This window comes from Bosea sp. (in: a-proteobacteria), from assembly GCA_023910605.1.
Classification (GTDB): domain Bacteria; phylum Pseudomonadota; class Alphaproteobacteria; order Rhizobiales; family Beijerinckiaceae; genus Allobosea.
In genome coordinates this window covers 2,201,047-2,213,163 of the sequence record JAAVVV010000001.1, presented here as the reverse complement: position 1 = coordinate 2,213,163, position 12,117 = coordinate 2,201,047, and the positions used below count along the sequence as shown (strand labels likewise).

Below are 12,117 nucleotides of genomic sequence, written 5' to 3'. Positions count from 1 at the left end.
CTCAGCCCTTCATCATGTTGATGTCCTCAACCGCGATAGTGCCGCGGTTGCGGAAATAGGTGACGAGAATGGCGAGCCCGATCGCAGCCTCCGCCGCCGCCACGGTGAGCACCAGCAGCGCGAAGACCTGCCCCACCATGTCGTTCAGAAAGGTCGAGAAGGCCACGAGGTTGATGTTGACGCTCAGCAGGATCAACTCGATCGACATCAGGATGACGATGACGTTCTTCCGGTTGATGAAGATGCCGAGCACGCCGAGCGTGAAGAGGATGGCGGCGACGGTGAGGTAATGGCCCAGTCCGATCATGATCGCCTCCTTACACGCCGGTCCGGGAGGGAACCTTGCGGACCTCCATGGCAGTGGCCTTGGTGCGCGCCACCTGATCGGCCACGCTCTGGCGCTTGACGCCCTCCTTGTGGCGAAGCGTGAGCACAATGGCGCCGATCATGGCGACCAGCAGCACGAGGCCCGAAGCCTGAAAATAATAGACATACCTGGTGTAGAGCACGAGGCCGAGCGCCTCGGTGTTGGTGACGTTGGTGGGGATCGGCGAGGTCGAGGCCTTGAGCGCGCCCGGATCGATCACCCAGGCGCCAACCACCAGGGCCAGCTGCACCAGGAAGATGAAGCCGATGATGAGCCCTATCGGCAGATATTGAAGGAACCCCTGCCTCAGCTCGGCGAAGTCCACGTCCAGCATCATCACCACGAAGAGGAAGAGCACCGCCACGGCGCCGACATAGACGACGATCAGGATCATCGCCAGGAACTCGGCGCCCATGAGAAGGAACAAGCCGCCCGCGTTCACGAAGGCGAGGATGAGGAACAGCACCGAATGCACGGGATTGCGCGAGGCGATGACCATCACCGCCGACGCCACCGTGATCGATGCGAACATGTAGAAGAAGGCCGCGGCTGCGGTCATGGTTCAAAAGCTCCCCCGCCCCGACCGGCGGCGTTCTTCTTGTGCGGCGCAACAGGGGCCGCCCCGGTGTCTATAGACCCCGATTCCACGGCCAACAACCGGGAAACAAGGCCAATCCTCCAAGCAGGGAACGCCGGCTTGCACCGGCCCTCCCTCAACGATAAGGCGCGTCCATCGCGATGTTGCGCGCGATCTCCCGTTCCCATCGGTCGCCATTCGCAAGCAGCCGGTCCTTGTCGTAGAACAGCTCCTCGCGCGTTTCCGTCGCGAACTCGAAATTCGGCCCCTCGACGATGGCGTCGACCGGGCAGGCTTCCTGGCAGAAGCCGCAGTAGATGCATTTGGTCATGTCGATGTCGTAGCGCGTGGTGCGCCGCGTGCCGTCATTGCGGCGCGGGCCCGCCTCGATGGTGATCGCCTGCGCGGGGCATATGGCCTCGCACAGCTTGCAGGCGATGCAGCGCTCTTCGCCATTCGGATACCGGCGCAGCGCGTGCTCGCCGCGGAAACGCGGGCTGAGTTGCCCCTTCTCGAAGGGGTAGTTCAGCGTCGCCTTGGGCTTGAAGAAGTAGCGCATCGACAATGCGAACGCGCCGACGAACTCCTTCAGCAAAAGCGACTTCGCCGCCTGATCCAGTCGAAAGGCCATATGCCTCTCCTCCTTCCGGCCCATGCCTAGCTGAAAAGCCAACGGGCCATTGCAACACCGGCAACCATTCCGCCGCCAATGAAGACGACGTGCACGATCAACCAGAACATCCTTATCCGGGCGCGATAATCGGCGCGCTCCGTCTCGTTCGTGGATCTGTCCGTCGCCTCCAGTGCCGTGATGACGGCGCGCGAGACGATGGAGGCATTCAGATAACCCAGCGCCGCTCCCGCAATGGCGCCGATCAGCGCCGCGAGGGACACGGCCTCACCCCTTGACCGGACCCCAGCCCGTGAGCTGGAGGACCAGCGCCGTGACCACCACCATGGCCAGCGACAGCGGCAGGAAGACCTTCCAGCCAAGGCGCATCAGCTGGTCATAGCGGTAGCGCGGCACGAACGCCTTCACCATCGCGAACATGAAGAAGACCAGGCACACCTTGAGCACGAACCAGACCACGCCCGGAACCCAGGTGAACGGCGCGATCGGCACGGGCGGGAGCCAGCCCCCGAGGAACAGGATCACGCACAGCGCGCACATGGTCATGATGGCCACATACTCGCCGAGCATGAAGAGCAGATACGGCGTCGAGGAATACTCGACCATGAAGCCGGCAACGAGCTCCGATTCCGCCTCCGGCAGGTCAAAGGGCGGGCGGTTTGTCTCGGCCAGCGCCGAGATGAAGAAGATCACGAACATGGGGAACAGGGGCAGGAAGAACCATCCCAGAATCCCGTAAGGGCTCGCCTGCGCCTCCACGATCCGCGTCATGTTGAGCGAGCCGACGCAGAGCAGCACCGTGATGATCACGAAGCCGATCGACACCTCATAGGACACCATCTGGGCGGCCGAACGCAGGGCGCCCAGGAACGGATACTTCGAGTTCGAGGCCCAGCCGGCCATGATGATGCCGTAGACGCCCAGCGACGACACCGCGAAAATGAAGAGGATGCCGACATTGATGTCCGCGATCGCCCAGCCTGCGTTGACCGGGATCACCGCCCAGGCCGAAAGCGACAGCACCACCGTCACAAGCGGCGCCAGCAGGAAGACGCCCTTGTTGGCGCCTGCAGGGATGATCGGCTCCTTGAGCACGAACTTCAGCAGATCCGCGAAAGACTGAAGCAGGCCCCACGGACCCACGACGTTCGGGCCGCGGCGAAGCTGCACGGCCGCCCAGATCTTGCGGTCGGCATACAGGATGTAGGCGATGAAAACGAGCAGCGAGGCGATCAGCAGCAGCGTCTTGCCGACGATGATCGCGAGCGTGAGGAGAAGTTCAGGCATCTATGGGCTCCTCACTCGGCCGCCTGGAGGGCGCGGCCATCCGCCAGAGCCTGGCACTCGGCCATGACGGCCGAGGCGCGGGCGATCGGATTGGTCTGGTAATAGGCCTTCACCGCCGATGCGAAAGGGGCCTTGCCCGGCTTGCCGCCTGCAGCCGCGAGCTTGCCGATGGCGGCGCCGTCAGCAGCGGCGACCTCGCCCACCGCCGCGAAATGCGGATGCGCGGCGTAGAGCGCCTTGCGCAGTTGCGCCAGCGAGTCGAAAGGCAGCGGCGCGCCGAGCGCGCCCGACACGGCGCGGATGATGGCCCAGTCTTCCTTGGCCTCGCCCGGCGGGAAAACAGCACGGCTCGCGACCTGCACGCGGCCTTCGGTGTTGACGAAGGTCCCGGATTTCTCGGTATAGGCCGCGCCCGGCAGGATGACGTCCGCGCGGTGCGCGCCGCGATCGCCATGGCTGCCCTGATAGATCACGAAGGGGCCGCCAGCGGCAGGCGCGGGAATGTCCGCCTCGTCGAAGCCAAGCGCGTAAATCACATCGAGAGCACCGGCTTCGAGCATCTGCGTGGCTGTCAACCCGCCCTCGCCCGGCACAAAGCCGAGATCGAGCCCGCCGACACGCGCGGCAGCGGTATGAAGCACGCCAAAGCCGTTCCAGTCCTCGCGGACAGCGCCGATCTGGCTGGCGAACTGCGCCGCCATGGAGAGGACCGCCGCGCCGTCGGGACGGCTGAGCGCGCCCTGCCCCACGATCACCAGCGGGTTCTTCGCCTTGACGCTCTCATAGGAGCGGACAAGCTCGGCCAGCGAATCCGGCCCTGCCCCGAGATAATTGTAATCATAGGTCAAATCGGCCTTCTCGCCGATGACGCCGATCAGCACCCCGCCCTTGAGAAAGCGCTTGCGGATGCGCGTATTGACCAGCGACGCTTCCTTGCGGGGATTGGTCCCGATAAGCAGGATCGAGTCGGCCTCCTCGATACCGGCAATGCCGGCATTCAGCACATAGCCAGCGCGGCCCATTGCCGGGTCGATCGCGGAACCATCGGATCGGCAGTCGATGTTGACGACCCCGAGGGAGGCCATCAGCGCCTTCAGCGCGAACATGTCCTCAACCGCTGCAAGATCACCCGCCAGGGCGCCGATGCGGGCCGGCGCCGTCGCCTTGAGGCGGGCTGCCACGAAGGCGAGCGCCTCGTTCCAGGACGCCGGCTCGAGACGGCCGTTCCTGCGCACATAGGGGCGGTCAAGCCGCTGGCTCTTGAGGCCATCCCAGATGAAGCGGGTCTTGTCGGAGATCCACTCCTCGTTCACCGCATCGTTCACGCGCGGCATGATGCGCATTACCTCGGTGCCGCGCGAATCCACGCGGATAGCCGAGCCGACGGCGTCCATCACGTCGATGCTTTCGGTCTTGGAAAGCTCCCAGGGCCGCGCATGATAGGCATAGGGCCTGGAGGTCAGCGCGCCGACCGGGCACAGATCGATCACGTTGCCCTGTAGTTCCGAGGTCATCGCCTGTTCGAGATAGGTGGTGATCTCCATGTCCTCGCCGCGCCCGATGGCGCCGAGGTCCGTGCCGCCGGCCACTTCGGTGGTGAAGCGGACGCACCGCGTGCAATGGATGCAGCGGTTCATAGCGGTCTTCACCAGCGGGCCGATGTACTTGTCCTCGACGGCGCGCTTGTTCTCGGCGAAGCGCGAGGAATCCACGCCATAGGCCATGGCCTGGTCCTGCAGGTCGCACTCGCCGCCCTGGTCGCAGATGGGGCAGTCGAGCGGGTGATTGAGGAGCAGGAACTCCATCACGCCCTCGCGCGCCTTCTTCACCATGGGCGATTTGGTGGACACCACTGGCAGTTCGCCATTCGGCCCCGGGCGCAGGTCGCGCACGCCGATGGCGCAGCTCGCCTGGGGCTTCGGCGGGCCGCCCTTCACCTCGACAAGGCACATGCGGCAATTGCCGGCAATGGACAGGCGCTCATGGAAGCAGAAGCGCGGCACTTCCGCGCCCGCCGCCTCGCAGGCCTGCAACACAGTGAAATCCGCCGGAACGTCGACCTCGATGCCGTCAATGAGGAGTTTTGTCATGGTTCTATCTCACTCGGCCGCCATCAGCTTGACAGGCTCGGAATGCGGGTTCGCAGCATACCTGTCGATCCGCTCCTCGATCTCGTGACGGAAATGCGCAATCAGGCCCTGAATCGGCCAGGCAGCCGCGTCGCCCAGCGCGCAGATGGTGTGGCCTTCGACCTGCTTGGTGACCTCCAGCAGCATGTCGATCTCGCGCTTCTGGGCGCGGCCATCGGCCATGCGGTTCAGCACGCGCCACATCCAGCCGGTGCCTTCGCGGCACGGCGTGCACTGGCCGCAGCTCTCATGCTTGTAGAAATAGCTGATGCGGGCGATGGCGCGGACCACATCGGTGGACTTGTCCATGACGATGACCGCCGCCGTGCCGAGGCCGGAGCGCAGCTTCGACAGCGAGTCGAAATCCATCGGCGTGTCGATGATCTGCGCGGCTGGCACCATGCGCACCGAGGAGCCGCCGGGGATGACGCATTTGAGGTTATCCCAGCCGCCGCGCACGCCGCCGCAATGCTTGTCGATCAGCTCGCGGAAGGGGATGCCCATCGCCTCTTCGACATTGCACGGCTTGTTGACGTGGCCGGAGACGCAGAACAGCTTGGTGCCGACATTGTTCGGGTTGCCGATACCGGAGAACCAGCTTGCGCCACGGCGCAGGATCGTCGGCGCAACCGCGATCGACTCAACATTGTTCACCGTTGTCGGGCAGCCATAAAGCCCGACATTGGCTGGAAACGGGGGCTTCAGGCGCGGCATGCCCTTCTTGCCCTCAAGGCTTTCGATCAGCGCCGTCTCTTCGCCGCAGATGTAGGCGCCCGCGCCATGATGCACATAAAGATCAAACGGATAGCCGTTGATGTTGTCTTTGCCAATCAGCTTGGCCTCATAGGCCTCATCGACGGCACGTTGCAGCGCCTCGCGCTCACGCACGTATTCGCCGCGGATGTAGATGTAGGCCGCGTGCGCGCCCATGGCGAAGCTGGCGATCAGGCACCCCTCGACCAGCGTGTGCGGGTCGTTGCGCATGATCTCGCGATCCTTGCAGGTGCCTGGCTCGGATTCGTCCGCATTGACAACGAGATAGTGCGGCCGGCCATCGTTCACCTTCGGCATGAAGGACCACTTCATGCCGGTGGGGAACCCTGCCCCGCCGCGCCCGCGAAGCCCCGAGCGCTTCATCTCGTCGATGATCCAGTCGCGGCCCTGATCGAGGATGAACCTCGTGCCATCCCACTGACCACGCGCGCGGGCGCCCTTCAGGGAGCGGTCCTGAAGGCCGTAAAGATTGGTGAAGATGCGGTCCTTGTCAGCAAGCATGATCGTTCAGTCCTCACCTGCCCTTGGGCCGTTCGCCGAGCTTGCTGTCCGGGCGCCAGCCCGTCGTGAGCTTCTTCGACTGATCAACCCAGGAATCGCGCACCGCGCGCCCCTTGAAACCTTCCAGATGCGCGTCCACCCAAGCCAGCTCCTTTGGCGTCCAGGCGGCGATCTGGTCGAAATGATAGACTCCCATGCCATTCAGCTTCTTCGCCAGAATGGGGCCCACGCCCCAGATCAAACAAAGATCATCCGCCGCGCCACCGCGCGGAGCGTTGAGCATGGCGGGCTTGTCGGCATCTGAAACGGCCTGCACCGCCGCGGCGGACTGGCCGGCATCCGCCGCATCCTTGCGAACCTCGGCGGCCGTCGTTGCGCCCTTGATGGCGGCTCCGCCGGCGGCCGGCGTATCCTGCGATGCGTTTGTCGGCTGGCTGCCGGTGACCGGACGGGAGGCAGCGGGCGTCGACGTGGCGGGCGTCAGGGCGGCGGGTGCGGACGAAGAAAGCACAGGCGTTGCAGGCGGCTGGGTCGGCGCAGCAGCGGCGGCAGCCTTGGCGGCTTCTGCCGCCTCCGCAGCCTTCTTCGCAGCTTCGCGATCAGCCTTGACGCGTGCCTGCCAATCGCCGCGACCGACGGCGCTGCCGTCATAGAGCGCCTTGTCTTTCAGGGTCTCGCCGCCGCCGAGTGGCTCGGAGCAGGAGCGATCGACCTGCGGGCCGGTCTTCACAGGCTTGCCGGCGCGCAGGTTGTCGAGGAGCGCGGCGAAATTCTCCGGCGTCAGATCCTCGTAGTAGTCGTAGTTGATCTGCACCATCGGCGCGTTGCAGCACGCGCCGAGGCACTCGACCTCCAGCCAGGACAGCTTGCCATCGGCGCTCACGGTCGATTGCGGGCCGATCTTGTCCTCGCAGACCTTGATGATCTCGCGCGCGCCCTTGAGATGGCACGGCACGGTGCCGCAGACCTGCACGAAATGCTCTCCCGCCGGGGCAAGATTGAACATCGTGTAGAAGGTCGCGATCTCGAAAACGCGCATGTAGGGCATGCCGAGCTTGCGCCCCACGGCCTCGATGGCCTTCTGCGGCAGCCAGCCGCCGGCCTGCTCCTGCGCCATCCACAGCAGCGGGATCACGGCTGAGGCCTCGCGGCCTTTTGGATACTTGGCGATCTGGCCATTGGCCCAGTCGTCATTCGCCGGGGTGAAGGCGAATTCCTTGGGCTGCACGGCTTCAGGGGCGAGACGGCGGACGGACATTCAATGCACCTCAGGCACGCGACAGCGAGTAAGCGCCCGCCGCCAGCACGAAACAGGCCAGACCTGCCACGGCATGGGGCCAGACCCAGCCGCCGGCCTTGCCGACATAATGATAATCCAGAAAGCCCATGACGCCGCCGACGGCGAGCACCACCGCCAGCGCGCGCCACTCCGCAAGCACGGTGAGGCCGAGCAGCATGAACGCCATGGCCAGATAGCGGCCCGCGAAGGCCTGGACCAGCGACGCGCGTTTGTGGGCCATCATCTCCAGCGCAGGCTCGCCGCGCTTGAGCATCAGCACGCCGCACATGCCAAGGAAACCGGCCGCGATGAAAGTCGCCGTGCTGAGGAGGGCCGCGAGCGTCACCGGTCCACCTCGCCAAACACGATGTCGATCGAGCCGAGGATGGCGCTGACATCCGCCAGCATGTGCTTGCGGCACATGAAGTCCATCGCCTGGAGATGGGCGAAGCCCGGCGCCTTCAACTTGCAGCGATAGGGCTTGTTGGTGCCGTCGGAGACGAGATACACGCCAAATTCACCCTTGGGTGCCTCGACGCAGGCATAGACCTCGCCCTCCGGCACCTTGTAGCCCTCGGTGTAGAGCTTGAAGTGATGGATCAGCGCCTCCATCGAGCGCTTCATCTCAGCCCGCCTGGGCGGCACGATCTTGCCGTCCGTCGCCGAAACCGGGCCATCGCCGGACGATGACAAAAGCAGGTTGCAGCACTGCTTCATGATCGAGGCTGACTGACGCATCTCCTCCATGCGGATGCAGTAACGGTCGTAGCAATCGCCGTTCTTGCCGATGGGAATGTCGAAATCGAGTTCCTCATAGCACTCATAGGGCTGGCTCTTGCGCAGATCCCAGGGCGCGCCCGAGCCGCGCACCATCACGCCCGAGAAGCCCCATTTCCAGCAGGTCTCGAGATCGACAACGCCGATGTCGACATTGCGCTGCTTGAAGATGCGGTTTTCGGTCAGCAAGCTTTCCAGGTCGTCGCAGACCTTGAGGAAGGGATCGCACCAGGCCGCGATGTCCTCGACGAGCTTGCGAGGCAGGTCGCGGTGGACGCCGCCAGGCCTGAAATAGGCCGCATGCATGCGTGCGCCGGATGCGCGCTCATAGAAGATCATCAGCTTCTCGCGTTCCTCGAAGCCCCAGAGCGGGGGCGTCAGCGCGCCCACGTCCATGGCCTGCGTGGTGACGTTCAGCATATGCGAGAGGATGCGGCCGATCTCGGAATAGAGCACGCGGATCAACTGGCCACGGCGCGGAACCGTGATGCCGGCAAGCTTCTCCACGGCAAGGCACCAGGCATGTTCCTGATTCATCGGCGCCACATAGTCGAGCCGGTCGAAATAGGGCAGCGCCTGCAAATAGGTCTTGGCCTCGATCAGCTTCTCGGTGCCGCGATGCAGAAGGCCGATATGGGGATCGACGCGCTCGACGATCTCGCCATCAAGCTCCAGCACAAGGCGCAACACGCCGTGTGCCGCCGGGTGCTGCGGGCCGAAATTGATCGAGAAGTTGCGGATGTTGTGTTCGGTCATGTCGAACTACACCTTCGCCTTTTCATCGCCCGGCAGCACGTAGTTCGTGCCTTCCCATGGCGAGAGGAAATCGAAATTGCGGAATTCCTGCACCAGCTTCACCGGCTCATAGACCACGCGCTTCTCGGCGTCGTCGTAACGCACCTCGACGAAGCCCGTCAGCGGGAAATCCTTGCGCAGCGGGTGCCCTTCGAAGCCGTAATCGGTGAGGATGCGGCGCAGGTCCGGGTGGCCGGTGAAGAGGATGCCGTAGAAATCATAGGCCTCGCGCTCGTACCAGTTGGCCGCCGGGAAGATCTCGATGATCGACGGAACCGGAGTCATTTCATCGGTTTGCACCTTGACCCTGATGCGATGATTCAGGCGTGGCGACAGGATGTGATAGACCACATCGAAGCGACGCTCGCGGGCCGGATAATCGGCTCCGCAAAGATCTGTGAAGTTGAAGAACAGGCAGCGCGGGTCATCGTGCAGAAAGCGCAGCACGGCAACGATGTCGACCGCCTGCGCCTCGACGGTGAGTTCGCCGAAAGACACGTCGGCGCGCGTCACCTTGCCGGGCAACGCCGTCTTGATGTGCTCGCCGAGGGCCTGCAGCGCTTCGGTCATGTCCCGTCCCCTGTCTGACGCAGCCGAGGCCCCGTCATTCCGGGACGGCAAGGCCGGCCCCCGGAACCCGTGAACACCATCATGGTGATTGTCAGCCCGGCCCTGGTGTTGCTGGGTTGCGGACCCTTAGCGTTCCCGCGAAGCCCCGCGATGACGGGGCCGCGCGCCTGTCTCAGCCTAGCGCTCGATCGTGCCGGTGCGCCTGATCTTCTTTTGCAGCATCAGCACGCCGTAAAGCAGCGCCTCCGCGGTCGGCGGGCAGCCCGGCACATAAATGTCGACGGGCACCACGCGATCGCAGCCGCGCACCACGGCATAGCTGTAGTGATAGTAGCCGCCGCCATTGGCGCAGGAGCCCATGGAGATCACGTAGCGCGGCTCCGGCATCTGGTCGTAGACCTTCCGCAAAGCGGGCGCCATCTTGTTGGTCAGCGTGCCGGCGACGATCATCACGTCGCTCTGGCGCGGGCTGGCGCGCGGGGCGAAGCCGAAGCGCTCCACATCGTAGCGCGGCATGGACAGCTGCATCATCTCGACGGCGCAGCAGGCGAGCCCGAAGGTCATCCACATCAGCGAGCCGGTGCGCGCCCAGTTGATGAGGTCGTCCGTCGATGTGACGAGGAAGCCCTTGTCGGCCAGTTCGTCGTTCATGCCGAGGAAGAACGGATCGTTGGCCCCGACCGGCTTGCCGGTGTTGGGGTCGAGGATGCCTCTCGGCGCGGGGGAAACCAGTGTGTTCATGACAGCGATGCCGCCAGACCGGGTCAATCCCAGTCCAGCGCTCCCTTTTTCCATTCGTAGACAAAGCCCACGGTCAACACGCCGAGGAAGATCATCATCGACCAGAAGCCGAACCAGCCAAGCTGCCCGAACGCCACGGCCCACGGGAAGAGAAACGCGACTTCGAGATCGAATATGATGAACAGAATGGCAACAAGGTAAAAGCGCACGTCAAATTTCATGCGCGCATCGTCAAAGGCGTTGAAGCCGCACTCATAGGCGGAGAGCTTTTCAGAGTCCGGCGCCTGATAGGCCACAACGAAGGGCGCGACCAGCAGGGCAATGCCGATCACCACGGATATGCCGATGAAGATCACAAGTGGCAGATAATCGGCCAGGACGCCCGTCACCATCACTTAAACCCCGCTTTTCGCGGAAGGCATGGCCTACCGCCTTACCGGGCTTCTTGAACGAGCCCTGTTTTGCGTGGAATCGGCTGAGCCTCGCGCCAGCGCGCCACCCTACGCAACGGAGCGGGGATAGCCCACGCCCATGCTCTTCGCAAGTGCGTCAAAGGACGCAACAGCCGCTAGTGACGCCGGGGGGGCATCTGTTTATACGCGATGCGACGGTGAAATCCGCTGCTTCGCGCGGCGGGCAGGGATTGGGCGGAGCTTCGGACCATTCATGGGCAGCAGCCTCACGTGAGGACAGGCAGGCACTCTTCGGCCGTATCGGCCCTTTGTGCGATTCTGGCCTGCATGGCTTTGCTCTGGCCAACCGGCGTGGCCGCGCAGACGCGCACCGCTCAGGCGGAGCGTGACGGCGGCGTCACCGGCGTGCCCTATCCGCCGCCCCGTCCGTTCGACCTGATGGTGCCGAACGCGGATGGCGTGCGTCCCACTCCGCCGCGCCAGCCGGAAGCCCCCCCCAGCCCCGCCGACGCCCCCCCGGCCGCATCGCCCGGCGCGGCTGCCGACCCAGCGCCGCGCGCGGTGAACGGCGTGCCCTTGCCGCCGGCGCGGCCGCTCACGGCCCCGCTGTCGCCTGCGGAAGACGAGGAGGAGGAGCCTGAGGACGTCTGGCCGCGCCGCACGCCGGGCCAGCGCAACCTCGATTTCGAGCCCCGCGTGCCGTCGCCTGATGAGGTCATCGCCAACGGAATCACCACAGATCCCGGCACCTCGGTCGCCTGCCTTCCGGCGCAACTCAAGCGCGTGCTCGATTACGTGGTCAAGCGCTACGGCGCCGTCCGCGTGACATCGACCTATCGGCCGGCCTGGCGCGCCAGGCGCAACTCCTTCCACCGCAGTTGCCAGGCTGTGGATTTCCGCGTTCCGGGCCAATCGCCGCGCGATGTTCTCGCTTTCATCAAGACGTTGCCCGAGACGGGCGGCCACAAGGTCTACTGGAACGGCCTCATCCATGTCGATACGGGCGGCTGGCGCACCTGGTGAACGGCGCCGTTTCCGAAATCGCGGCCCCGCCGCAATGGCCGCTTGACACTCCCGGCACCCTCGCTTATCCCGCCCTCATCGCGGTCCAGACAGATGGTTCTGCGGTCCAAGCGCGGGCGTAGCTCAGTTGGTTAGAGTGCCGGCCTGTCACGCCGGAGGTCGCGGGTTCGAGCCCCGTCGCCCGCGCCACTTCTTCTTCAGCCGCTGCGCTGACGCCTCCCGCCCCGTTCAGTTTCATCACTGCCAGGTCCTC

Annotated in this window: 14 protein-coding genes and 1 tRNA gene; 2 read left to right on the top strand and 13 right to left on the bottom strand. The window is 64.6% G+C overall.

Annotation, left to right across the window (positions count from 1 at the left end):
• Position 1: 1 nt before the first annotated feature.
• From nuoK to HEQ16_10625, 13 genes are all read right to left on the bottom strand, one after another.
• Entirely contained in the window at positions 2 to 310 is a 309-nt protein-coding gene (nuoK, locus tag HEQ16_10685) for an NADH-quinone oxidoreductase subunit NuoK (GenBank protein ID MCO4054496.1), read from the bottom strand.
• A 7-nt stretch (positions 311 to 317) separates the two neighbouring features.
• Positions 318 to 926: an NADH-quinone oxidoreductase subunit J gene (locus tag HEQ16_10680; GenBank protein ID MCO4054495.1), complete on the bottom strand. Its 609-nt coding sequence runs from the start codon at positions 924 to 926 to the stop codon at positions 318 to 320.
• Positions 927 to 1,080: 154 nt separating this feature from the next.
• A complete protein-coding gene (nuoI, locus tag HEQ16_10675; protein MCO4054494.1) occupies positions 1,081 to 1,575 on the bottom strand; it encodes an NADH-quinone oxidoreductase subunit NuoI in 495 nt (164 codons plus the stop codon).
• Positions 1,576 to 1,601: 26 nt separating this feature from the next.
• Positions 1,602 to 1,838: a hypothetical protein gene (locus HEQ16_10670; GenBank protein ID MCO4054493.1), complete on the bottom strand. Its 237-nt coding sequence runs from the start codon at positions 1,836 to 1,838 to the stop codon at positions 1,602 to 1,604.
• A gap of 4 nt (positions 1,839 to 1,842) precedes the next feature.
• Positions 1,843 to 2,862, bottom strand: a complete 1,020-nt coding sequence (gene nuoH, locus HEQ16_10665; protein ID MCO4054492.1) for an NADH-quinone oxidoreductase subunit NuoH — start codon at positions 2,860 to 2,862, stop codon at positions 1,843 to 1,845.
• Between the two features lie 11 nt (positions 2,863 to 2,873).
• Entirely contained in the window at positions 2,874 to 4,952 is a 2,079-nt protein-coding gene (locus HEQ16_10660; GenBank protein MCO4054491.1) for an NADH-quinone oxidoreductase subunit G, read from the bottom strand.
• A 9-nt stretch (positions 4,953 to 4,961) separates the two neighbouring features.
• Entirely contained in the window at positions 4,962 to 6,266 is a 1,305-nt protein-coding gene (nuoF, locus tag HEQ16_10655) for an NADH-quinone oxidoreductase subunit NuoF (protein ID MCO4054490.1), read from the bottom strand.
• Between the two features lie 13 nt (positions 6,267 to 6,279).
• Complete coding sequence (nuoE, locus tag HEQ16_10650; GenBank protein ID MCO4054489.1) at positions 6,280 to 7,524, bottom strand: NADH-quinone oxidoreductase subunit NuoE; 1,245 nt, start codon at positions 7,522 to 7,524, stop codon at positions 6,280 to 6,282.
• A gap of 10 nt (positions 7,525 to 7,534) precedes the next feature.
• Positions 7,535 to 7,891 (bottom strand): DUF4267 domain-containing protein, encoded by a 357-nt coding sequence (locus HEQ16_10645; GenBank protein ID MCO4054488.1) that lies wholly within the window; start codon positions 7,889 to 7,891, stop codon positions 7,535 to 7,537.
• Positions 7,888 to 9,078, bottom strand: a complete 1,191-nt coding sequence (locus HEQ16_10640) for an NADH-quinone oxidoreductase subunit D (GenBank protein ID MCO4054487.1) — start codon at positions 9,076 to 9,078, stop codon at positions 7,888 to 7,890. The genes HEQ16_10645 and HEQ16_10640 overlap by 4 nt, the downstream gene beginning before the upstream one ends.
• Before the next feature lie 6 nt (positions 9,079 to 9,084).
• Positions 9,085 to 9,687: an NADH-quinone oxidoreductase subunit C gene (locus HEQ16_10635; GenBank protein ID MCO4054486.1), complete on the bottom strand. Its 603-nt coding sequence runs from the start codon at positions 9,685 to 9,687 to the stop codon at positions 9,085 to 9,087.
• Positions 9,688 to 9,864: 177 nt separating this feature from the next.
• Positions 9,865 to 10,428, bottom strand: a complete 564-nt coding sequence (locus HEQ16_10630) for an NADH-quinone oxidoreductase subunit B (protein MCO4054485.1) — start codon at positions 10,426 to 10,428, stop codon at positions 9,865 to 9,867.
• Between the two features lie 23 nt (positions 10,429 to 10,451).
• A complete protein-coding gene (locus HEQ16_10625) occupies positions 10,452 to 10,817 on the bottom strand; it encodes an NADH-quinone oxidoreductase subunit A (protein ID MCO4054484.1) in 366 nt (121 codons plus the stop codon).
• Positions 10,818 to 11,168: 351 nt separating this feature from the next.
• Between HEQ16_10625 and HEQ16_10620 the strand changes: the two genes are divergently transcribed.
• Together HEQ16_10620 and HEQ16_10615 are read left to right on the top strand one after the other, a co-directional pair.
• Positions 11,169 to 11,864, top strand: coding sequence for a hypothetical protein (locus tag HEQ16_10620; GenBank protein ID MCO4054483.1), 696 nt, complete (start codon positions 11,169 to 11,171; stop codon positions 11,862 to 11,864).
• A gap of 112 nt (positions 11,865 to 11,976) precedes the next feature.
• A tRNA-Asp gene (locus HEQ16_10615) sits at positions 11,977 to 12,053 on the top strand.
• Positions 12,054 to 12,117 lie beyond the last annotated feature (64 nt).